Here is a 23,280-nt window from a genome sequence, read left to right as displayed (position 1 = left end):
AAAAGTCGTTACAACGATATCAATTGGAACTACCCTAATTGTCGATTATTAACCGTCGAAAATACAGGAAAAGCTATTCACTCCTCATCTTCTTCTAACTCAGTCATTTCACCGGTTTTTAAATAGATGACCCATTCACAAATATTCAATAAATAGGCGCCGATTCGTTCATAGCTTTTGATGGCATTAAATAGTTTTGAAATCGGTTTAACATGCTCTGGATAAGGAACTATTTTTGCTAACATTTCCTTTCCGAACTGATGGGAAATATGTTGAATTGTATAAATAGCACTTGCAATTTCACGGGCTTTTTTCGCATCCATATCACGGTAAGCGGCCAACGTCTCTGTTAAAACTTCACTCAATAATTGGGTGATTTTTTCGCTTTTCGCTAAATCCAAATCAAATTCATATTTAGCAGCCGACCGTCCCGCTTTCGCTAACACAACGGCATGGTCGCCCATCCGTTCTAAATCAGCGCTAATTTTAATCATTGTAATCACACGACGTAAATCCAACGTCACGGGTTGTTGTAGCGCAATCACCTCAATCACATGTTGTTCTAATTGCAGTTCTTTAGCATTGATGACCTCGTCCCCTGCAATGACTTCATTCGCTTGTTCGACATCTTTAGTCATCAACGCATGTCCCGCTTTTAAAATGCTCTCATTGACCAACATGCCCATTTCTGAGAGTTGTTGTTGCAAACTCTTCATTTCTTGATCGAGTAATTGACGTCCATTCATAGTATTGCCTCCTTTAGCCAAAGCGGCCTGAAATATAGTCTTGCGTTTCTTTTTCCACCGGGTTTAAAAAGATTGTTTTCGTATCGGCATACTCAACGACGCGACCATTTAAAAAGAAGGCCGTTCGGTCAGAAATGCGCGACGCTTGTTGCATATTATGTGTCACGATTAAAATCGTGTACTTTTCCTTTAACTCAACAATTAAATCTTCAATTTTAGCCGTTGAAATCGGATCGAGCGCTGCTGTCGGCTCATCCATTAAAATGATTTCGGGTTTGACTGCCAATACACGTGCGATACACAAACGTTGTTGTTGCCCGCCTGAAAGACCTAGAGCCGACGTGTGCATTCGATCACTTACTTCTTCCCATAAAGAGGCTTTCATTAAGCTTTCTTGCACAATTTGATCAAGTTCCCATTTGTTAGTCATCCCATGGAGGCGTGGTCCATAGGCAACATTATCATAGATTGAGAACGGAAACGGGTTCGGTTGTTGAAACACCATTCCGACTCGCTGACGTAAATCAACCATATCCGTGCGGGCTGACATGACATCAAGCTCCTTCACTTGAATACTACCCTCTGTGCGTACATTCGGAATCAAGTCATTCATACGGTTTAATGTCCGTAAAAATGTCGATTTTCCACAGCCTGACGGTCCAATTAACGAAATCACTTGTTTTTGTGGAAACTGTAACGAGACGTTATATAGCGCTTGTTTCTTACCATAAAAAAGATTGAGTTTCGTTGTTTCAATAATAGCCATCACTGTTCCTCCTATCCGAAATTACCTGAGACATATGCCTGTGTTTTTTCATGTGTTGGATTTGTAAATATTTTAGCGGTATCATCATATTCAACCACTTCACCCAAGTAAAAGAAGGCTGTTTTATCTGAAATCCGCGCCGCTTGTTGCATGTTATGGGTAACGATAATAATCGTATAAAATTCTTTCAACGCTGTAATTAACGTTTCAATCTTTGAGGTTGAAATTGGATCCAGCGCTGAAGCCGGCTCATCGAGTAATAGGATATCAGGTTCTGTTGCAACCGTGCGCGCAATGCACAGCCGTTGCTGTTGTCCACCTGATAAACTAAGGGCGCTCTTAGTTAAGATGTCCTTTACTTCTTCCCATAAAGCGGCTGCCCGCAAACTTTTTTCAACTCGCTCAGCCAACACGCGTTTGTCAGTAATCCCATGACGTTTCAACGCAAAGGTAATGTTTTTATAAATCGATTTGGTAAACGGATTTGGTTTTTGAAAAACCATCCCGATATTTTTACGTAGTTCATATAAATCTTCTGAAGGTGTGTTAATATCACGTCCATGATATAAAATCGGCCCTTCTGTGCGACAGCCTTCAATCTCATCATTCATTCGATTGAGCGAACGTAAGTACGTTGATTTCCCACAGCCTGAGGGTCCAATTAAGGCAATCACTTGGTTTTTAGGAAAGCCTAAACTGACCTCTTTAATCGCTTGTTTTTGACCATAAAACACATTCAATTTAGTTGTTTCAATCGCAAAGTTTGTCATATACTAAGCTCCTTTATGAAGATGTCATCCATCGGTAAACGTATTTCCCAACAATTCGTGCTATTAAATTAAACAAGAGGATTCCGATAATTAAAATTGCTGCCGTACCACTTGATATTGCCGCGGCATCTGGCACAACCCCTTCACTATTAACCTTCCAAATATGAACGGCTAACGTTTCAGCCGGTCGCATAATATTCCATGGAGATTCTTGACTGAAGATATTAAAGTTAGCGAAGTTTAGCGATGGCGCATTCTGACCTGCCGTATAAATCAAGGCGGCTGCTTCACCAAACACACGACCAGCTGATAAAATAACACCAGTGATAATACCCGGTAACGCTGTTGGTACGATAACGAAGCACACCGTTTCCCAACGCGTTAAACCAAGTGCCAAGCCCGCCTCTCGTTGACTAGCCGAGACTGATTTGAGTGATTCTTCCATTACCCTTACTAAAATCGGAAGGTTAAAGAGCGTCAGCGCCAAAGCGCCTGATAAAATCGAGAAACTCCAACCGAAGTAAATCACAAACACGAGAAAGCCAAAGAGACCGACAACAATTGATGGTAATGACGATAACACCTCGACCATTAAGCGCACACCTTTTGTGATCCAATTGTTTTTGGCATATTCTGCTAAATAAATCGCAGCTCCTAATGCAAGTGGCACACTAATCAGCAAGGTTAAAAACAAGAGATAAAACGAATTGAACAGCTGTGGACCAATCCCGCCGCCTGCACTAAATGATTCTGACGGTTTTGTTAAGAAGTCCCAACTAATATGGGGCACACCTTGAACTAATACATAGCCGATGATACTCGCTAAAATCGCACAAATAATAAGTGCAATACTATAAAATATACCTGTTGCTAATTTATCTTTCAGTTTTGATGTCATTTAATGCTCCCTCGCTTTCCAATCAATCGTACAACAATGATGAAAAAGAGCGACATCAGTAACAGCACAAGCGCCAATGACCATAAGACATTATTCTCAAGCTGACCTGGAATCGTATTCCCCATACTCATCGTTAAGATACTCGTTAAAGTTGACGCGGGCTCTACCAATGAGGTCGGCATAATCGCCGCATTCCCAATCACCATCTGGACTGCGAGCGCTTCACCAAAGGCACGTGCCATCCCGAACACAAGCGCTGTCAACAAACCCGAGCGGGCGCTTTTTAAAACAACGCCACTAATCGTCTGCCATCGTGTCGCTCCTAATGCAAGTGAGGCCTCACGGTAATGACGCGGGACAGCAGTAATCGCATCCACTGCTAAACTCGTTACCGTCGGTAAAATCATTACGGTTAACACAACAGTTCCGGCAGCAATCCCAAAACCGGTGCCCCCAAACCAATGACGCATGACAGGGACGATAATCGTTAAACCGATTAAGCCATACACTACCGATGGAATACCAATCAGCAGTTCAATGACTGGCTGCAATACCCGTTTCCCAAATTTAGGGGATATTTCGACCATGAATATCGCGGCACCAATTGCCAGTGGCGTCGCAATTAACGCCGCCAATAAGGTGACGCCAAACGAGCCAGCAATCATCGGTAGCGCACCAACCAATGGATGACCTCCACCATCCAATTTTGAAGGCTGCCAGTCTTGGCCCGATAAAAACGACCAGATAGATACCTTATTAACAAAGAAGGTCGCTAAACCCTTGGAAGCGACAAAATAAATAATCACGAGGGCCCCAACAGCCATCGTTGCCACACAAATAAAACTGATGAACTTTCCTAGTTGTTCTAAGTTTTTTTTATTCAATTGTTTGTCATTCATCTTCGTCCCTACTCTCTCATAGCGTATAAAAAAAGACGCCCTTTTATCTTAACCTCATCATAACCAATGAATATATCTACTTCATTGAGAATGTGTAAAGGTTTTGTAAAGGTCGTCTTATGTTTAATCGATATGTTCACACGGTAGTGTGACGGTAAAGGTCGTTCCTTCATCTTCGATTGAATCAAGTGCAATACGGCCTTGATAGCGTTCAACGAGATGTTTCACGATTGATAACCCGAGTCCCGTTCCACCTGTTTCACGTTCGCGCGCTTTGTGGACTCGATAAAATCGTTCAAAGATTCGTGTCTGGTCTGCTGCCGGAATGCCAATGCCTGTATCCGCTACTTGCAAAGTTATCTCAGTTCCCTTTTTATGAGCGTGAATTGTAACACAACCGTCATTCGGTGTGTATGTTATCGCATTGCTTATAAGGTTGAGCGCGATTTGATGCAACCCGTCAGCTTCACTCGTTAACACTAAGGATTGCGGCAGCTGCAACTCAATCGTCACGTTCTTTTCAACGATTGCTTTACGTAACACCTTCAATACGTTGGTCAATACGTTAACGAGGTCAACTTCGCTGTAATGAGGTTTTATCTGATGTTGCTCGATTTTAGACAATTGTAAAATATCTTCAATTAACCGCGTTAAGCGATTGCTCTCATCACGAATAATTTCGAGAAATTCTTTACGTAAGTCGGCATCAGCCATTGCCCCATCAAGCAGTGTTTCTGCAAAGCCCTTAATCGACGTCACCGGCGTTTTTAATTCATGAGACACGTTCGAGACGAACTCTGATCGTAGTGCCTCTAAATGACGAATGTCAGTAATATCATGGAGCACTAAGATGACACCTGATAAATGCTGATTATCTTCGACGATGGGCACCACGTTTGCATCGACCCGTTTTTCAGCCGAATGACCGTATAAAATGACTTCTGCCTGCTGTTTCTTACCCGTCTTAAAGGCTTCCTTAATCAAATTGCTTAATTGGTAACTTGGCAGCACTTCAAAATAATTGTTATGCAGTAGTTTTTTTTCGATGAGTTGAAACATCGCTGGATTAGCTAAGGTGATACGCTTCTTTGTATTAACGAGTAATACGCCACTCACGAGATTATCAAGCACTCCCGCTAAACGCAGTTCTTTGACATGAATTTCTGTCACGTTTTTTTGCAGTTTCTCTCCGAGTGTATTGACCGATTTCGCCAACTCACCAATTTCACCACTTGGTAGCAACATTACACGCTGCCCGTAATCTTTCTCGGCTAAGCCTTGGGTAACGGCTGTAATTGTTGTGATTGGCCGCGTAATCCGTCGTACCATCAAAATGATAACCACTGTTGAAGCTAACACCAAGAGACCTCCTACGACAATCAGGCTCAACTGGAGTTGCACAATCGCTTTTTCAATCATCTGTAAACTCACGGCAACTCGGATAATACCGACAAGCTCCCCTTTTTCGATAATCGGAACAGCCGTATAAAGCATCCCGTAGCCAAGACTCTTACTTTGACGTTGATCAGAGGCCGACGCCAAGCGTGAATCGGTTAGCAACGCTTTTATTTCGGGTCGATTGCGGTGATTGGTCATCGTTGCCGCAGGCTCATCGGTATCATTAATTACCTTCCCCTGTGCATCAATCAATGTAATCCGCGAATCGAGCAAGCTGGCATCTTTCACTAACACAGTGGTCAATGCCTTATTCTCCTTCGTCAAATCAGTGCCCGTTTCGGATAAGTTCGCAATCATCAACTGTGCACTTTGTATCATCTGTTGCTCGCGGTTTTCGATGTAATTATGTTTAATAATTGTCGCACTAAAAAAGCCTAATACGACGACAACAACAATCGTTATCGAACAAAAAAACAGGACGAGTTTACGCCATAAGGGTGTCATTGGGCATCATCCATTTTATAGCCAAATCCACGTACCGTCATGATGTAACGCGGTTTCTTCGTATCAGCTTCAATCTTTTCACGTAAATGGCTAATATGGACATCGACAATGCGGGTTTCGCCAGCATAATCGTAGTTCCAAATAACATCGAGTAAATGATGGCGACTAAAGACCTTCCCTTTATTTTCCACTAAGAAACAAAGCAGTTCATATTCCTTTGGTGTTAATGTCAGCTGATTATCATGAAGGTATACAGTATGGCGATCACGATCAATCCGCAAGCCACCAATTTCTAAAAAATCAGCTGTCACTAGACTCTCCGTTTGAGTCATTTTTGGTGCCAATTCAACCCGACGTAAAATCGCCTTAATGCGGGCAATGACTTCGCGCGGACTGAAAGGTTTTGTCATGTAATCATCAGCACCAAGTTCCAACCCGATAATTTTATCGTATTCATCGTCTTTCGCAGTGAGCATTAATATCGGTGTGTAATTTTCTTGCTTTCGAAGTTCTTTGCAGACGTCAATACCATTCATTCCTGGTAACATTAAATCCAATACGACTAAATCAATCTCATTCTCGGCCGCACCCACCAGCGCCAGCGCATCCATACCGTTCGTGGCACTACTAACGCGGTGTCCTTCTTGTTCAATATTGAATGTTAATAGTTTTACAATTGTCGGTTCATCATCGACAACTAATACGTGAGCCACAATGCATCATCCTACTTTCATCTTTAACTGTTATTGTCACTATACCATGTTTCTACTATTTTTTTCAGCTCATAACTTTATGAGTTGATTTAAAAACACCACCCTCTCAACGTGCGAGAAGATGGTGTTTTCTATGATTATCACTGTTTCTAATGAATTGAATGTTGGTTTTGTATCGCTTCAATTGCTTCTGCTAACATTGGCGCAACGGTCAAGACGGTAATCTTATCTGACATGTCTTCTGCTTTCAGTTGAATCGTGTCAGTTAAGATTAACTGACTAATCGCTGACTCAGCAATCCGTTGGCTCGCATGGGCTGACAAAACACCGTGAGTTGCGCACGACATCACTTCTTTAGCACCAGCTTCGATTAAAGCATCGGCGGAACTAATTGTCCGATAACCCGTGTCGATTATATCATCGACAACAATGGCTAATTTACCGGCCACATCACCGATAACCTCAGAAATTTTATTTTTATTTGGTCGTGGTTTACGGTTTAAAATGGCAATTGGCCAACCATAGTCCTTTGCAAAATCACGCGCGCGTGAAACACCACTATGATCTGGTGAGACAATCACGATGTCTTTATCACCGAATTTTTCATTAACGTATGAGGCTAGCAAGTCAGCGGTCGTTAAATGATCGATCGGAATATTAAAGAAACCTTGTAACTGTGCCGCATGCAAATCAATCGTCGTCAAACGATGTGCACCCGCTTCAACGATTAAGTTTGCTACTAATTTAGCAGTAATCGGCTCACGTGCACGCGCTTTGCGATCTTGTCGAGCATAACCAAAGTATGGCATCACCACATTGATTGTTTTAACTGCTGAGCGTTTCAAAGCATCAATCATAATTAATAATTCCATAATATTATCATTGACGGGATCAACCGTTGACTGCACTAGATAGGCGGTTACGCCTCGAACACTTTCTTCGATATTAATTGCAATTTCACCATCACTAAAACGTTGCAACCCAATATTTGTAAGGGGCACACCTAATTCATCGGCTACTTTTTGGGCCAGCGGTTCATTTGAACTCAAGGCGAATACCTTTAAATTATCTCCATCAACTTTTAACACTTTCTGTCATCTCCTCTATTACACTTTCTTCAACAAATAACAAACCCATTTCAAACGAATCTTCCTCATACAAAGCGGTTTCTACAAACCGTGGTTCTTCAAACTCATCCAATACTGTCAAGCGGACATAGGCTCGATTAAGATTCATTGCATCGTATAAGTCTTGACGTGTATAAACAGACTTTCCATTACAACCCGTGATAATTTCGCCTGGTTCAATCCCCATTTTACGGGCTGCTGAAGTATCTCTCGTCCCCATCACACGAATCCCATTCGGTGACAAATGATATTTATCTGAATCAGGATCATCTTCGAGCCAGAAATATAAATCAATCCCCATATGCCCTAATAAAGCAACAACAAATGGTGTGAAGGTTAACCAGTTATAAAAGTAGCCCGCGACACTAACAAGAGCAACCATTAATGCTAAAGCTAATATAGCAACGACTCGTTTTTTCAAAACACGCTGTGGTTTATCGGAACGAATACGGGCACCCATTCCAATAATAACAGGAACGACGATAGGAATAAAGCTCTGATTTCCAACAGCAAAGACTGGCCACCAACTCGTCGCATGTAACACACCGCCCTCACTAACAGGCAACAGCATAAATAATGGCAGTAATAAGGCACTACGATACTTAAATTGACCTTGAATGGTGCCTCGTCGTATTTTAACACGTGACGGTTGCATCGGTCGACGTAACACTAAGTAGACTAACAAAACTTCTACCAACAAGCATAAAACTAATAACACACTCAGCCCATTTAAAATACGTGGTTGCATCATTAAACCACTGGAAAAAAACGCCAAAAAGTCATTGCTTTTCGCAATAAGGAGGATGAAGTTAAGTCCGATTAAGACTAATGTCGCTAAACCAATTGTATAGGCACTACTAAGGCCACGATAACCTAATAAGACAAACATAAACAAGGTAATCAAATTAAGCGTAAAAAGCCAGCTAAAATCAACAAGCACACCCGTGTACCAAATGATTGCCGACAGGCTGATACCTATGAGCAACCCTACAAACAACAGTCTCATCCATTCCATTTTACCGGAATAAATACGGCTGTTAAACAGATGACGTTCTTGTTTGATTCGTTTATTTGTTACTATAAATGTGCTCAAAATTATAATCCATAAAAGCGGATGTAGAAAAAAGGATAACACCCCAGTCACTCCATTTAACATCGACGACACTCCAATCTAGCATTTTATAATATCGGTGAGACAAGCCGTGAGACCCCTTCTTTGAAGCGAATCCACAGCGATCGATTTTCGTATTGAGCTAAGGTCATTTCGCTCGACAACTTTAAATCTTCTAAAAAGATGCGATGTAATTGTTGACTGATTTTTTCATCGTATAAAAAGGCATTCACTTCAAAATTCAAACGGAAGCTCCGATTATCGATATTGGCTGTCCCAACTGAAGAGACTTCACCATCAACAACAACTGTTTTAGCATGTAAGAAACCATTCTGGTAACGATAAACCTTTGCTCCACATTTCAATAATTCACTCACATGATTAGTTGTCGCCCAATAAACGAATGGATGATCCGGGATAGAAGGTATCATGACACGAACATCCACCCCTGATAACGCGGCAATTTTCAACGACTCAAGAACACTATTATCGGGAATGAAATAAGGCGTTTGAATGAATATGGTTTTTTTAGCCGAGTTGATGAGCTTAATGTACCCATTTTTAATTTGCTCCAAATCCGTGTCAGGACCACTCGATACAATTTGGACAGGAACTTCACTATCTTGTTTTGCCGGTAATGGAAAATAGCGGCTGTCATACTTTATTTTATCTTCAGGCTTTCTAGCTGCCGAGTTCCAATCCATAATGTAACGGGCCTGCATCGCAAAATTAGCACTGCCTTCAATCCGTAAATGCGTATCGCGCCAATAACCAAATTTCTCCGATTTACCCAAGTACTCATCACCAATATTAAAGCCACCAATATAGCCGACTTTACCATCGATTATCGCTAGTTTTCGGTGATTGCGGTAATTTAATCGCATATTAATTAACGGCAACTTTGATGGGAAGAACGGATACGCTTTACCACCGTGTTGTTCAAGTGTTTTAAAATCTTTTGGACGAACAGATCGTGATCCCATCGCATCGTATACGAACCGAACTTCAACACCTTGTTTTGCTTTTTCTATTAATAAATCAATTAACCGTGTCCCTAAATCATCGAATCGGAATATGTAATAGATGAGATGAATATGATCAGTCGCTGCCTCAATATCAGCAAATAAGCTTTCGAATTTTTCGTTACCGTCCGTAAAGATTTCGACTGCATTATCTTGCGTTAATGGTGCGCCATCGTTAACCAGTAATAAATAAACCATTTCTTTATGCTTCAGTGATGTTTCCGTTCCAAATGGAAACACACCTTCCTTTATTAAATTAATTTGTGAATTAATCACGTCATTAATACCGATTTTTTCTTGGGCCTTCCAATCAAAAATCTTACGCCGTGATAAATTTCGTCCAATCAATAGGTATAAAATAAAACCGATGATTGGGATGAAAATCAACACTAATAACCAGGCCCATATTGCAGATGATTCCCGACGCTCAAGAAATACAGTCAACAATGCTAGCAACATATTAACAATTAGTACGGTTGCCGTCATATAAACCACGATTGATTCCATGACTTCATCCCCCTTCTCATATCAGATATGCTTCTATCATACCATATTGGCACTATCGCAAAAAGAAAAAAAGGACTGATAATGATATTGTAAGCCCACTTTAGCTCAATGTCATTGTCAGTCCTTTTTTATATCTCTTTTTAGTTTGACGTTCTAGTTAATACGTCCAAACCCTGCTAAATGTTCGCCCCAGTATGCACCGTGGATATTATCTGTCTGAATGCCGTTATTTTGTGAGTTGAACATTTGTCCACCACCAAGATAAATTCCAACGTGACTAATACCACCATCTGAGAAGAATACTAAATCGCCCGCTTGTGCTTGGCTTTCTGAAATACGTGTTGTTGCACCATATTGTGCTGCTGCAGTACGAGGCAAGCTAATGCCAGCTTTAGCATATGACCACATTACAAGTCCTGAACAGTCAAAGTTTCCTGGGACAGCTCCACCACCGTAAGCTTGGCCTGCGTATTTATAAGCTTCTTGAATTGCACCAGCAACACCTGCTTGTACATTTCCTGCATTATTTGTTGCTTTATCTTCGTCTTTAGCTGGCTTAGAAGCTGTTTTCGAAGGAGTTACAGTTGTGTTATCTTGCACTGCAACAGTTACAACTTTATCATCAGTATCTTTTGTAGTATCAGCTTGAACTCTTTCAACCGTTTTAATCGGTTCTACATTAGCTGCGGCTGCTAATGCTGCAGCTGCTTTTTCTGCTTTTTTAGCAGCGGCTTCGTCATCTGCTAATTTGGCTACTAACACTTCTTTTTCAGCTTTTTGAGCAGCTAATTTACCAGCAGCCACTTCGTTAGCTGCAATAATCGAACGTTGGCTACTCACTTTAGCACTTAACGTTTTATTGTTTGCTGCTAATTTTTTCTCATCTTTTTCTTGCGCTTTCACGATGCTAACATCAGCATTTTGAAATTTCGAATAAGCCATTACAGAAGCTGCGGCATCTGTAATACTATCAGCTTCAAAAATTGCTTCTACGATCGATGATGATGTATTAGATGTTTGCATTGAACGTGCACGTTCATCTAATTTTGCTTTACGTTTCGCAATAGCAGCCTCAGTTTCTTTCATTGCTTTTTCAAGTTTCGCTTGATCAGCTTTTAAGTTCTTAAACGTTGCTTGATCAGCTTTAATTTTAGCTGATACAGATTGTTCTTCTTCTACAAGTTGTGCTAATTGGGATTTCATTTCAGCCTTGTTTGCAGCGATTTTGGCACTTGATTCATTAGCCGAAACATTCGTGCTTGATACGACACCTGCAAATGGCGAGACTGTGATAGCAGCGGCTAGAGCGATAGCGATAATTTTAGAAGTTTTCAAAATTTTATTTCCCCTCTCATATTCCTCATTTTTATCTTTATTTTAAATTCGTTTAATTTCATATATACAGTAATCTACTCTTACTATTCTAAGGCATAGCGATACACATTACAATTTACGTTACAAAGTCTTTTATTACAGTTGTGTTACAACATTCTCTTGTCACTTTAACAGAGCTACGCCTCATCACACTTAACTTCGCCAGAATACTGGTTAACAAACGGGACTATCGTCTCTCTTTAAGTATTTGAAATAGTTTTTCTTTTTTAAATAAAAAAAGAACCGCTCATTGCGGTTCCAACTTAAACTGTGTCCTTTTAAATTTTAAGGAACTTACGAATCGATAAGACACTACCAAACATCCCGACTAAAATACCAATTAACAAGGCTGTAATTGAGACAATCCCAACCATTTGACCAACTGGTAAGAGGGAATAGTAGGTCGGCGCCAATGTTGGCATCATCCATTTATACACTTGATAGTACACTAACCACGTTAAACCGATTGGAATAATCGCACCAAAGAGTCCTATCCATGCACCTTCTAATAGAAACGGCCATCTAATAAAGCCGTTTGTTGCTCCGACTAATTTTTGAATTTCCACTTCTGTCCGACGTGAATAAATCGCAATCTTAATCGTATTAGAAATTAAGAACATTGCAGTTAATAATAAGGCTGCAATTAGGAATACACCAATGTAACGGACCCATTTAACAACATCGAAGACTTTTCCGACTGTTTTAGCGTTGTATGACACTGAATCAATATTGGTTACTTTTTCAGCGGCAAGCGCGACTTTTTCAACATCCGACGGTGTTTTCGCTTCAATCACATAGACATCATGCAATGGATTCGACTGTTCAAAGAGTTCAAAACTATCACCGTATGCTTTGATCATTTTTTTTAATTCATTATTTTTCGAAGAAAAGGTTACCTTTTCAACACCAGTAAGTTTTTGTAGTTCTTTTTCAACTTTAGCCTCATCTTTTTTAGTGGCTGCTAAGTCGATATTGGCATTTATTTTAACATTATCCTCAACATCTGTCGCCAACTTATTAACGTTTAACATCGTAATCATAAAGAATCCTACTAAGACAAGTGTTACCGTTACTGCACTTATCGCCGCAAAGGTCATCAACCCATTACGGTGTAAACTTTTAAAACTTTCTCTAAAATGACGCGTGAGTGTTCTAGGCTTCAAAGTCATACACTCCTTCCACTTCGTCACGTACAATTCGACCGTTTTCAATTGCAATCAGACGGTGTTTCAACGTATTAACGATTTCGCGGTTATGTGTCGCCATGACGATAGTTGTGCCTTGACGATTAATTTCTTCTAAAATATTTAAAATTTCCCAAGATGTATCCGGATCAAGGTTTCCCGTCGGTTCATCGGCAATGATGACCTTCGGTTTATTCACGATTGAGCGTGCGATTGAAATCCGTTGTTGCTCGCCACCTGATAGCTCACTCGGCAACATCCGTACCTTATGTTTGAGGTTAACTAAATCCAACACTTCCATCACACGTTTCTTAATTGAGGCCTTGTCACTTTCGACAACTTCCATCGCAAAGGCGATATTATCAAAGACTGTCAAAGTCGGTAATAATTTGAAATCTTGAAAGACAACGCCAATACCACGTCTTAAGTAAGGGACTTCACGGTTTTTCATTTTTGTTAAATCATAACCATTGACATTAACAACGCCTGATGTTGCTTCTTCTTCGCGGTAGATTAGTTTTATAAAGGTTGATTTTCCGGCACCACTTGGTCCAACGATATAAACAAACTCACCTTGTTTAATTTCGATGTTGAACCCATTCGCTGCGGAAATACCATTGCTGTATTTTTTAAATACATTTTCCATTTTTATCATTGAGATGGTCTCCTGACTTCATTGATATTTTTTTGCAACTCTCCGTAGTATAACATGCTAAATTTTCATTTTAAATTCATTCATATTACAATGAGATGTCATTTTACAGTTCCCGTGCTTTTGTAAAGCCCAATCCTTGGACTTCAGTCGCATCCATCACAACCACAAAGGCTGATTCATCAACGCTCAAAACATAATCATTCAAGCGCTGAAATTGCTTAGTCGGGATAATCACCATCAAAACACCATGGTTTTCTTGCGCATATCCTCCATGTGCCTCTAGTCGCGTCACACCTAACTTTAACTTATTGACGATACCTGCCATGATCTCTGATTGATGGCGGGATATAATCATCACATTTTTAGCTGTTTTTCGTTTCAAACCGATTTGAACATAATCAATCACCTTAATCATCATAAACAAGGTAATCAGGGCAATCAAACCTTTTTCGATACTAAAAACAAACATTGAACTACAAATAACCAACCCATCAATCATCGCCACTGCTTTTCCCAGCGGCATTTTTGTGTAACGGTGAACCACCATCGCGATTAAATCGGTTCCTCCGGTTGAAGCATTGGCTAAAAAGACAATACCTAAACCACACCCGGCAAAAACACCACCAAAAATGGCACCAACCACCGTATTATGTGATAAAGTCGGCATCCCTTCGGTAATTAAGAAAAAAAACGGTAGAACGGCTGTCCCTAAAAATGTTTTAGCGGCAAAGCTCTTTCCTAAAATAATCCACCCGAGTAAGAAAAAAACACCGTTGAGCACCCATAAAATATAAGCCGGCTTCCAGCCAATTAGCTCGCTTCCAATGACGCTAATCCCGGTAAAACCACCAGGTGCAATTTGATTCGGTAACAAAAAACCATTAAAACCGATAGCTATTACCATCGATCCGATTAATACTAATACTGCTTCAATTATAAACTTTGGAACATGACGTTCTATCGCTCCCACTTTTCAATCCCCCTACACTCTCTTAGTTTGCAAATCCCAATCGTAAATATGCATCAATAAACAGATCTAAGTCGCCATCCATTACAGCTTGTACGTTACCGGTCTCCGCATTGGTGCGATGATCTTTGACCATCGAATAAGGATGAAAGACATACGAACGAATTTGACTCCCCCAACCAATTTCCTTCTGCTCGCCACGAATTTCAGCTAATTGTTGTGCTTTTTCTTCTTCTTGTTTTTGAGCAATCCGTGCTTTTAACATACTCATCGCATGTTCCCGGTTTTTAATTTGTGAGCGTTCTGACTGCGACGCGGCTACTAACCCCGTTGGAATATGCGTCAAACGTACGGCAGAATCCGTTTTGTTAATGTGTTGTCCACCTGCACCAGATGCACGATACGTATCGACCCGTAAATCTTCTGGTCGAATCTCAATGGCAGCTTCATCGGTGAGCTCGGGCATAATATCACACGAAACAAAAGAGGTGTGACGGCGACCGGCTGAATCAAACGGTGAAATCCGAACAAGACGATGAATGCCTTTTTCTGACTTCATATAACCGTAAGCATTTTCACCTTTAATTAACAGTGTTACACTTTTAACACCGGCTTCTTCACCCGCTTGATAATCCAATGTTTCGACTGAAAAACGGTGTTTTTCAGCCCAACGCGTATACATTCTTAGTAACATATCACACCAGTCTTGTGACTCAGTGCCACCCGCACCAGGATGCAATTCGAGCAAGACATTGTTACGGTCATACGTGCCATCAAGCAATTGACTCAATTCATAATCCGCAATCACTTTTTGATATTTTTTTAATTCAATTTCGGTATCTGCTTGTAGCTCTTCATCAGGCTCTTCTTTTAACATTTCATACATCATTTCTAATTCTTCTTGTTGAGCATCAATCGTATGAAAGACATCGAACTGTGCCTTTAGACTGTTCGATTCATTAATTTTCACCTGTGCTTGTTCTTGGTTATCCCAAAAACCAGGCTCTGACATGATTTCATCGATTTCTTGAATACGGGCTTCGAGTTCTTCTAAGTCAAAGTGACCCCCTAAACTCTGTGACCTGTTCGCGTGTTTTTTGTAACGCGTTTCTAATTTCTGCTAATTCCATTTTATTCGCTCCTTTTATATTGGTGCATCTGACGCCAAAAGGACGTGCCTGGTACACAAGTGTCCCTAGCACGTTCCTTTTATATAGCGTTAGTTATTAACGTCCGTGACAGTTTTTATATTTTTTTCCGCTTCCACAAGGGCAACTATCGTTACGACCGATATGTTGATCCTTTTGCGTTGGCATTTTTTTAGCCACTTTTTCAGTTTGCTCACCTGATACTGCATTGCCTTTAGCCACTTGTTCACGCTCAAGGTTTTGACGGATTTCTGCCTTCATCACATAGCGTGTGACGTCGTCATCAACACTTTCAACCATCGCATTAAACATTCGATAACCTTCGGCCTGATATTCTTGTAGTGGGTTGATTTGACCATACGCACGCAGGTTGATACCTTCACGCAAATGATCCATCGCATCAATATGATCGGTCCATTTTGTATCAACCACACGTAACATCACGACTTTCTCAAACTCTAACCATTGCTCAGCATCTAATAAGTTTCGTTTTGTTTCGTATTCTGCTTGGACAATCTCCCAAATATACGTTTCTAATTGTTCCGCATCCTTATTTTCTAAGTCCGCTTGGTTGATTTTAGTCTCACTCAATAAGTTTGCATCGACATACTCAACGATGTTTTTCAACTTGTATTCCTCACGTTCAAGTCCGGCTGTATTATCTGCAACAAGATTTGATATGACACGTTCAATCATCCCTAAGATGATTTCATCGAGACTTTCTTCTGTCGTGATGACTTCATAGCGTTGACCATAGATGACTTCACGTTGTTGACGTAACACGTCATCGTATTGCAATACTTGCTTCCGTGAATCAAAGTTATTTCCTTCGACCCGTGTTTGCGCCGATTCAACCGCACGACTCAGCATTTTACTTTGAATCGCCTCATTTTCGCCCATAAAGCGATCCATCATCCGCTTCACATTGTCAGATGAAAAACGCTTCATCAATTCATCTTCCATTGAAAGATAAAATTGCGTCGCACCTGGATCACCTTGTCGACCCGCACGCCCACGTAACTGATTATCAATTCGGCGCGATTCATGACGTTCAGTACCGATAACAGCTAAACCACCTGCTTCGATCACACCTTCGCCCAACTTAATATCGGTCCCACGACCGGCCATATTCGTTGCGATTGTAACCGCTCCTTTGAGACCCGCATTCGTAATGATATCCGCTTCTCGCTCATGTTGCTTCGCGTTTAAAACGTTATGTGGAATGCCCTTACGTGTTAATTTTTCTGAAATCAATTCCGATGTTTCAATCGCAACTGTTCCGACTAAGACTGGTTGTCCTTTTAAATGACGAGCCGCAATGTCTTCTGCGACCGCTTCAAATTTTGCTGCAATCGAACCGTAAATTAAATCGGCATGATCTTCACGTTGAATCGGTTTATTCGTTGGAATTTGAATCACTCGCATATTGTAAATGTCCGTTAATTCTTCTTCTTCCGTTTTTGCCGTCCCAGTCATACCCGATAATTTTTCGTACATTCGGAAATAGTTTTGGAAGGTAATCGTCGCCATTGTTTTTGATTCACTCTTAATTGCAACGCCTTCTTTAGCTTCAATTGATTGGTGCAAACCATCAGAAAAACGGCGTCCTTCCATAATACGACCGGTAAATTGATCGACGATTAATACTTCATCGTCTTGAACAACGTAATCGACGTCTTTATGCATTGTCACTTCAGCTTTTAACGCCTGTGCAATGTAATGTAAGATTGATGCATTTGCTAAATCAAAGATGTTATCGACTTGGAAAAACTTCTCCGCCTTATCCATTCCATCTTCATTTAGTGACACTGCCTTCGTTTTCAAGTCATAAATATAGCTGTCTTCTGTTAGTGTTTTAACAAAGGTAGAGGCACGATTATAACCTAACGTTGATTTCTCGGCTTCACCTGAAATAATTAATGGCGTACGGGCCTCATCGATTAAGATTGAATCGACCTCATCAATGACCGCAAAAGACAACGGACGTTGAACCATCTGCTCTTTATAAACGACCATATTATCGCGTAAGTAATCAAATCCTAATTCATTATTGGTTGAATACGTAATGTCACAGGCATACTTTTCACGTTTCTCGTCAGTTGATAAGGCATTAATATTAATACCGACGGTTAGACCTAAAAATTCATATAACTGTCCCATTTCAAGCGCATCACGTTGCACTAAGTACTCATTGACTGTGACAACATGTACACCTTTACCTGAGAGCGCGTTTAAATAAACAGGTAAGGTCGACGTTAAGGTTTTCCCCTCACCTGTTTTCATTTCAGCGACGTTACCTTCGTGCAACACTATCCCACCCATGATTTGAACAGGAAACGGATACATCCCCAACACACGTTTCGCCCCTTCACGAGCAACAGCAAATGCTTCGGGTAATAACTGATCGAGTGTTTCACCTTGTTGTACACGCTCTTTGAATTCAATTGTTTTCTGTTTCAATTGCTCATCAGTTAATACTGCCATCTCATCTGCACGTGCTTCTACTAATGCTACTTTCTTTTCTAAATACTTTTCATCTTTTTTACCTGATTCAAATAACTTTTTTAATAATCCAGCCATTATGTCTCTCCTCTATCATTTAATGTGCCACACTCTCGGAAACAATGCGTCCTATATCTACTACTCATAATAACACTTACTCTCACGACTACACAAATATTTTACGATTAGAAGTAATCGGTATCAAAAAAGACCTTCCAATTGCAGCAACGCAACGAAAGATCTCAGTTGGTATGAATGGTTTATGGCTAAGAAAGTCTGTTATTCGGTTTCAATCAACCCGAATTTTCCATCTCTTCGTTTATAGACAATATTGGTTGTTTCTGAATCAGCATCATTATAAATGAAAAAGTCATGACCAAGCATATTCATCTGTAAAACTGCTTCTTCACTATTCATCGGCTTCAATTGAAATTGCTTGTTTCGTACAATTTCAAACTCTTTTTCACTCTCTTCAACTTTCGTTACTTCTACTTTTATTGCGTCAGCACCTTTACTGCGAGGGCGGCGATTAATTTTCGTTTTATGTTTACGTAATTGTCGTTCCAATTTGTCGGATACGAGGTCAATACTACCATATAACTCTTCACTTTTTTCTTCTGCTCGTAACACGAGTCGTGGTAAAGGAATGGTCACTTCTACTTTAGCTGTTTTATCAGTGTACGTTTTCATCTTCACATTAACATTCGCGTCTGGCGCGTCTTCAAAGAAACGTTCTAACTTGGAAATTTTCTTTTCAACATAAGCACGGATAGCCTCTGTCACTTCAAAATTCTCAGCACGGATATTATAATTTAACATAATAACTCCTCCTTCAAATGCAAGCCAGATAAGTAAATATAACTATTGATTAGCTATACTTATCCTTGCTTTAATAGTACCTTTTTTTGCTGAGTTATGCAAATATTTACACGTATTCAACCCCTTTTTCTTGCACTGCAAATAACACGTAGGCTCCACAGACTTCAACACCTACTTCTTCAAGGCAACGGCAGGCGGCATACAATGTCGCTCCGGTTGTACTGACATCATCAAACAATACAACTTTCCCCAAATCATCCGGCTCTTGTATCGTAAAAGCAGGTGGTGATAACAGCCGTTCCAATCGTGTTTTACTAGCTTGACGATGCTGGTTATCTGTCCGTAATACCGGTGCATATTGGATCCTTGCTGCGTTTAATAAAGCTTCAACTTGCGCAAATCCCCTCTGCCGATAATCCGACAATGGGATTGGCACAATTGTAATTGCTTTCGGTTGACGCAACAATGTCCTTAATTCATGACTAAAACAGAATGATAGTAACCAATCACCGCTGTACTTATAACGCAACATAAAGTCGGCAGCTGCTTGATTATACTTAAACAGTGGCTGAATTAATAACAGACGACCATGACGAAGCTGCAATTCTCGCTGTGCCTGCTGCATTTGCATGACATCAGTTTGATCCACGCGCTCAAACTGACCTAAGCAGTCACGACATGGCTGTGTTGTTCGCGAAAACAGACACCAGGTTGCAGTTAACAATGGCGCGTCACAAAGAATACAAAGCATCTATTACACCTCCCGATTCAAGTGTTTAACCGTAGCAAGCGCTTGACGCAACGCCTTGGTCATCCCACCATGAAAGAACACAATTTCACCCTCTTGATATAACGGATTACGCCCCACACGTCCACTAATTTGCAGTAAGGTCGCTCGATTAAATTGACGGTGTTCCGCGCCAATGATTGCAACGTTAACATTAGGAAAGTTCACGCCGCGTTCTAAAACAAGTGTGGTTACGAGCACCGTTATCTCCCCTTCTTTAAATGCCGAAATATGCTGTTCTCGTTGTCCATTTTTGGCAGACACCCCCGCCACACGAACTGACAGTTGCGCTTGAACCGCGGAAACGACTAAATCAACCTGCTTTATTTCTGGCACAAATATTAGCGTCTGCCGCTCAGAAACGACCCTTGTTAACCAACGACTTACCTTTTGTGGCAAGCGCCCGGTCGCTATTTTCTCATACCAATTGAGCACCAATACTTCTCTGGGAACAAGCATGTCTTTGCCATGATAGCGCCGATGTAACTCGGAAGAACGGTAACACCCCCGCCTCAGCTGTTTTTGTCGTTTAGCAGATGGTGTAGCACTTAAATAGACCAACAGACCATCACTCGTTAACGCTTGTTTGACGCCATAGTGAAGCGACTCATTCCTACTGTATGGAAACGCATCCGCTTCATCAACAATAAGTAATTTAAAACTACGATGAAAACGAAGCAGCTGTTGCACTGTTCCAATCACTAACTGTTCTCCCTGATAGACCGCTCCGCTTTTTTGATGCAACACGACGTGTGGCACTGTCGTAAAAACTTGCGTCACCTGTTCCGAAACTGCCTTGCAGGCTTCGCGACGAGGTGAAACGAAGGCAACATACTGCCCTTGCGCAATTACTTGTTGCATCGCAGCAAATAGCATTGCCGTTTTTCCCGCCCCAGTCACTGCCCAAACATAATGAAATGATTGCTTCAACCTCAGTGTTTCAACGACTTCAGAACTGATTTGTCGTTGCTTTTCCGTTAATATACTCACCTCGCGTAACGGAACCATCGCTACTTTTAACTTAGGTAACGAACGCCAGATGAATTTTTGCGTTGATCGTGCACTACCAATCATTACACATTCACGACAATAGTAATACGGTTGTTGGCGCGCTTGCTTCACATAAACAATCGCTGACCGCTTCATACACGAACACCGCCAACACCGAAGAACACCTCCCTTTTTTTCGATTACTGGAAACGATGTCCATCCTTTTGGGACTCGTGCATCAAACGCCTTTAAATGCAATACCCCTCTTTGCATCATCGCACCCCCTTCATAAGTTACTTATTCACGGTCACCGCCGCTTTTCCCTCACCAAAAAAGGAGCTATCTCATGTATGAGATAGCTCCAGGCTGTAGAAAAAGTCGAATCAAACTGCTTTTTCCGTAAAAAGTGGTCATGTGACTTTGGCTACGAGATGATAACACTTTTGAGGTATAAATAAGATGTCTAGAAAATACGATTAATATAGTAACGTTATAATGGCATGATGTTATTGTATCGTCCAAACAAGCGCTATCGCTCCCGGACCTAAATGTGTACCTAAGACTGGACTGAATTCGCGCACATCCCAATTAGCTTCCGGATATTTTGCAACCATTTCTTCATACACTTCTTGTGCTTTTTCCGGCGCATCCGCATGTAAGACTGAAACATGTAATTTCGGTGTTTTTGCATACACATCAGCTAAAATCAATTCAATCCGCTTCAGCGCTTTTTTCTGTGTTCTAATTTTATCAAAAATATTGAGTGTTTTATTCGTAAATCGAATCACTGGTTTGATTTTCAACATACTGCCAACTAAAGCTGACGCACCTGACGTACGACCGCCTTTTGCTAAATGATGTAAATCATCAGCCACAATATAAGCATCCATCGCTTCAATCATTCGGTCTATTTTCGCTAAAACAGCTGGCAATTCTGCACCTGCAGCAATCATCCGTCCCGCTTCTTCAACTAAATAAGCTTGTGGTGTACTGCTGTAACATGAATCAACAACTTCAATCTTAACTTCGGGTAGTTCTGCCGCCATTGCTACTGCAGTTTGATACGTTCCGCTTATTTCTGATGATAAGGTTAACACAAGAATCGCATCATAATCTTGAGCTAATTCTTTGTATAATTCCAACCATACACCTGGAGCCGGCTGCGAACTTGTCGGAATTTCTGCTGCTTCTTTCATCAATCTGTAAAAGTCTTTATTTGTTAAGTCCTGTTGTTCTCGATATGACTTACCGCCCACATTAATCATCAGTGGTACCGTGTGAATCTGATATTTTTCAATCGTCGCCGCATCAAGCGCTGCGGTTGTATCAGAAACAAGTGCAATTTTCATCTTTGTCATCCCCTTTTAACTAATCGCGACCCAATTGTTACGGATTCCTTTTAAGACAGCTTGTGTCCGATCAGCAACTTCTAATTTTTTCAAGATGCTGCTGACATGGTTTTTAACCGTCTTCTCACTAATATATAAATCCACACCAATATCACGATTGTTTTTTCCTGCCGCCAACAATTGTAACACTTCACACTCACGCTGTGTCAAGAGATGCAACGGATATTGTATATCCGTACCCGCTATCCGACCCAAACTCAACTTATCGTTCTCACCATGCGCTAGCAATCCGAGCAATCGTTTACTGATTTGCGGATGAATATAAGCATTGCCAACACTCAAATTTTTAACAGCTGTAATAAATTCCGCACTGTCCATATCTTTTAATAAAAAACCGACTACGTTGCGCTTAATTGCCTTAGCGAGTTCGTGATTACTCGTAAAATCTGACAACAAAGCGACTTGGATTTGCTGACGTCCACTTAAATACACTAGCATCTCTTCTAGCATTTCTTTATTTTGTGAGTTCCCATCTACAAATACAACTTGTGGCTCATACTTTTTCAACTCTTCAATTACCGAGGCAGAAACGGTTGTAACGTGAGTTACTTTCAAACTTACATCTTCATTTAAAATATGTCGCAAACCTTCTCTGTATAATTGATGATCATCCACTATCATTATTGTCGTCATTTTTGTTCCATCCCCACGTTCATTTAATTTACAATTTGTCGCTCATTCTCAACGGCCACCACTAATTCTTTTAGCCCATAAAGCGAGTTTCTGCAATAATCTATATAAGTAAATATAACCTATAATACACAGAAGATAAACATTTTAATCAGTTATTTAACTACAAAAACGTCTTGTTACTGGTTATTTTTCCTTACATGTGAATAAAAATACAATACTTCAAACCCATATTTAACATTAACATTGTTCCTAAAGCCAATAAATTAGCAACAAAACATCCTACCCAATCAATATGTTATACATTTTATTTTATAAAAATACATGCCATTCTTTTTTTACCTTTTCATCTTT

21 protein-coding genes are annotated in these 23,280 nt (G+C 40.6%); all 21 read right to left on the bottom strand.

What is annotated here, in order from left to right; translation table 11 throughout:
• Positions 1 to 77: 77 nt before the first annotated feature.
• Positions 78 to 746, bottom strand: coding sequence for a phosphate signaling complex protein PhoU (gene phoU / locus ACJYYY_RS01155; RefSeq protein ID WP_035314367.1), 669 nt, complete (start codon positions 744 to 746; stop codon positions 78 to 80).
• Positions 747 to 759: 13 nt separating this feature from the next.
• Complete coding sequence (pstB, locus tag ACJYYY_RS01150) at positions 760 to 1,512, bottom strand: phosphate ABC transporter ATP-binding protein PstB (RefSeq protein WP_035314368.1); 753 nt, start codon at positions 1,510 to 1,512, stop codon at positions 760 to 762.
• An 11-nt stretch (positions 1,513 to 1,523) separates the two neighbouring features.
• Positions 1,524 to 2,282 carry a phosphate ABC transporter ATP-binding protein PstB gene (gene pstB, locus ACJYYY_RS01145; RefSeq protein ID WP_035314369.1) on the bottom strand — a complete coding sequence of 253 codons (759 nt, stop codon included), beginning with the start codon at positions 2,280 to 2,282 and terminating at the stop codon, positions 1,524 to 1,526.
• A 13-nt stretch (positions 2,283 to 2,295) separates the two neighbouring features.
• Positions 2,296 to 3,180, bottom strand: a complete 885-nt coding sequence (gene pstA / locus ACJYYY_RS01140) for a phosphate ABC transporter permease PstA (RefSeq protein ID WP_035314370.1) — start codon at positions 3,178 to 3,180, stop codon at positions 2,296 to 2,298.
• Entirely contained in the window at positions 3,177 to 4,079 is a 903-nt protein-coding gene (pstC, locus tag ACJYYY_RS01135) for a phosphate ABC transporter permease subunit PstC (RefSeq protein WP_408869009.1), read from the bottom strand. The genes pstA and pstC overlap by 4 nt, the downstream gene beginning before the upstream one ends.
• Positions 4,080 to 4,202: 123 nt before the next feature.
• The gene (gene pnpS / locus ACJYYY_RS01130; RefSeq protein WP_408869008.1) at positions 4,203 to 5,981 is read right to left on the bottom strand and encodes a two-component system histidine kinase PnpS; all 1,779 of its coding nucleotides are present in this window, start codon (positions 5,979 to 5,981) and stop codon (positions 4,203 to 4,205) included.
• Positions 5,978 to 6,694, bottom strand: a complete 717-nt coding sequence (locus ACJYYY_RS01125; protein ID WP_035314371.1) for a response regulator transcription factor — start codon at positions 6,692 to 6,694, stop codon at positions 5,978 to 5,980. Before ACJYYY_RS01125 ends, pnpS begins: the two co-directional genes overlap by 4 nt.
• A gap of 149 nt (positions 6,695 to 6,843) precedes the next feature.
• Positions 6,844 to 7,782 carry a ribose-phosphate pyrophosphokinase gene (locus ACJYYY_RS01120; protein WP_035314372.1) on the bottom strand — a complete coding sequence of 313 codons (939 nt, stop codon included), beginning with the start codon at positions 7,780 to 7,782 and terminating at the stop codon, positions 6,844 to 6,846.
• Positions 7,769 to 8,914: a PDZ domain-containing protein gene (locus ACJYYY_RS01115; protein WP_156921155.1), complete on the bottom strand. Its 1,146-nt coding sequence runs from the start codon at positions 8,912 to 8,914 to the stop codon at positions 7,769 to 7,771. The genes ACJYYY_RS01120 and ACJYYY_RS01115 overlap by 14 nt, the downstream gene beginning before the upstream one ends.
• 86 nt (positions 8,915 to 9,000) lie before the next feature.
• A complete protein-coding gene (gene cls / locus ACJYYY_RS01110; protein ID WP_035314374.1) occupies positions 9,001 to 10,461 on the bottom strand; it encodes a cardiolipin synthase in 1,461 nt (486 codons plus the stop codon).
• 153 nt (positions 10,462 to 10,614) lie between these two features.
• On the bottom strand, positions 10,615 to 11,796 hold the full coding sequence (locus ACJYYY_RS01105) for an NlpC/P60 family protein (RefSeq protein ID WP_035314375.1): 1,182 nt from the start codon (positions 11,794 to 11,796) through the stop codon (positions 10,615 to 10,617).
• A gap of 317 nt (positions 11,797 to 12,113) precedes the next feature.
• Positions 12,114 to 12,998 carry a permease-like cell division protein FtsX gene (ftsX, locus tag ACJYYY_RS01100; RefSeq protein WP_035314376.1) on the bottom strand — a complete coding sequence of 295 codons (885 nt, stop codon included), beginning with the start codon at positions 12,996 to 12,998 and terminating at the stop codon, positions 12,114 to 12,116.
• The gene (ftsE, locus tag ACJYYY_RS01095; RefSeq protein WP_035314377.1) at positions 12,988 to 13,674 is read right to left on the bottom strand and encodes a cell division ATP-binding protein FtsE; all 687 of its coding nucleotides are present in this window, start codon (positions 13,672 to 13,674) and stop codon (positions 12,988 to 12,990) included. The genes ftsX and ftsE overlap by 11 nt, the downstream gene beginning before the upstream one ends.
• Positions 13,675 to 13,777: 103 nt before the next feature.
• Entirely contained in the window at positions 13,778 to 14,644 is an 867-nt protein-coding gene (locus ACJYYY_RS01090) for a YitT family protein (RefSeq protein WP_408869007.1), read from the bottom strand.
• Between the two features lie 22 nt (positions 14,645 to 14,666).
• A protein-coding gene (gene prfB / locus ACJYYY_RS01085; RefSeq protein WP_408869006.1) for a peptide chain release factor 2 occupies positions 14,667 to 15,771 on the bottom strand; the annotation gives its coding sequence in 2 pieces (ribosomal slippage) (positions 14,667 to 15,698 and positions 15,700 to 15,771; 1,104 coding nt in all).
• A gap of 96 nt (positions 15,772 to 15,867) precedes the next feature.
• Positions 15,868 to 18,369, bottom strand: coding sequence for a preprotein translocase subunit SecA (gene secA, locus ACJYYY_RS01080; RefSeq protein ID WP_408869005.1), 2,502 nt, complete (start codon positions 18,367 to 18,369; stop codon positions 15,868 to 15,870).
• A 201-nt stretch (positions 18,370 to 18,570) separates the two neighbouring features.
• The gene (hpf, locus tag ACJYYY_RS01075; RefSeq protein ID WP_035314382.1) at positions 18,571 to 19,110 is read right to left on the bottom strand and encodes a ribosome hibernation-promoting factor, HPF/YfiA family; all 540 of its coding nucleotides are present in this window, start codon (positions 19,108 to 19,110) and stop codon (positions 18,571 to 18,573) included.
• A 106-nt stretch (positions 19,111 to 19,216) separates the two neighbouring features.
• Complete coding sequence (locus ACJYYY_RS01070) at positions 19,217 to 19,861, bottom strand: ComF family protein (RefSeq protein WP_051456917.1); 645 nt, start codon at positions 19,859 to 19,861, stop codon at positions 19,217 to 19,219.
• 3 nt (positions 19,862 to 19,864) lie between these two features.
• On the bottom strand, positions 19,865 to 21,160 hold the full coding sequence (locus ACJYYY_RS01065; RefSeq protein ID WP_408869004.1) for a helicase-related protein: 1,296 nt from the start codon (positions 21,158 to 21,160) through the stop codon (positions 19,865 to 19,867).
• 233 nt (positions 21,161 to 21,393) lie between these two features.
• Positions 21,394 to 22,236 (bottom strand): DegV family protein, encoded by an 843-nt coding sequence (locus ACJYYY_RS01060; RefSeq protein WP_051456918.1) that lies wholly within the window; start codon positions 22,234 to 22,236, stop codon positions 21,394 to 21,396.
• Positions 22,237 to 22,251: 15 nt separating this feature from the next.
• Complete coding sequence (locus tag ACJYYY_RS01055; protein ID WP_035314387.1) at positions 22,252 to 22,929, bottom strand: response regulator transcription factor; 678 nt, start codon at positions 22,927 to 22,929, stop codon at positions 22,252 to 22,254.
• Positions 22,930 to 23,280: the final 351 nt, after the last annotated feature.

The organism is Brochothrix campestris (assembly GCF_046058945.1).
Lineage (GTDB): Bacteria > Bacillota > Bacilli > Lactobacillales > Listeriaceae > Brochothrix > Brochothrix campestris.
The sequence above is the reverse complement of the archived record's forward strand: the minus strand, read 5'-3'. Positions and strand labels throughout refer to the sequence as shown.

What these genes read in the sequence shown, in the direction of transcription:
- cls (WP_035314374.1), bottom strand. Translation starts at nt 10,461, where the DNA reads ATGGAATCAATCGTGGTTTATATGACGGCAACCGTACTAATTGTTAAT.
- ACJYYY_RS01070 (WP_051456917.1), bottom strand. Translation starts at nt 19,861, where the DNA reads ATGCTTTGTATTCTTTGTGACGCGCCATTGTTAACTGCAACCTGGTGT.
- pnpS (WP_408869008.1), bottom strand. Translation starts at nt 5,981, where the DNA reads ATGACACCCTTATGGCGTAAACTCGTCCTGTTTTTTTGTTCGATAACG.
- pstC (WP_408869009.1), bottom strand. Translation starts at nt 4,079, where the DNA reads ATGAATGACAAACAATTGAATAAAAAAAACTTAGAACAACTAGGAAAG.
- pstB (WP_035314368.1), bottom strand. Translation starts at nt 1,512, where the DNA reads ATGGCTATTATTGAAACAACGAAACTCAATCTTTTTTATGGTAAGAAA.
- ACJYYY_RS01055 (WP_035314387.1), bottom strand. Translation starts at nt 22,929, where the DNA reads ATGACGACAATAATGATAGTGGATGATCATCAATTATACAGAGAAGGT.
- pstB (WP_035314369.1), bottom strand. Translation starts at nt 2,282, where the DNA reads ATGACAAACTTTGCGATTGAAACAACTAAATTGAATGTGTTTTATGGT.
- phoU (WP_035314367.1), bottom strand. Translation starts at nt 746, where the DNA reads ATGAATGGACGTCAATTACTCGATCAAGAAATGAAGAGTTTGCAACAA.
- ftsE (WP_035314377.1), bottom strand. Translation starts at nt 13,674, where the DNA reads ATGATAAAAATGGAAAATGTATTTAAAAAATACAGCAATGGTATTTCC.
- hpf (WP_035314382.1), bottom strand. Translation starts at nt 19,110, where the DNA reads ATGTTAAATTATAATATCCGTGCTGAGAATTTTGAAGTGACAGAGGCT.
- ACJYYY_RS01060 (WP_051456918.1), bottom strand. Translation starts at nt 22,236, where the DNA reads ATGAAAATTGCACTTGTTTCTGATACAACCGCAGCGCTTGATGCGGCG.
- secA (WP_408869005.1), bottom strand. Translation starts at nt 18,369, where the DNA reads ATGGCTGGATTATTAAAAAAGTTATTTGAATCAGGTAAAAAAGATGAA.
- pstA (WP_035314370.1), bottom strand. Translation starts at nt 3,180, where the DNA reads ATGACATCAAAACTGAAAGATAAATTAGCAACAGGTATATTTTATAGT.
- ACJYYY_RS01065 (WP_408869004.1), bottom strand. Translation starts at nt 21,160, where the DNA reads ATGCAAAGAGGGGTATTGCATTTAAAGGCGTTTGATGCACGAGTCCCA.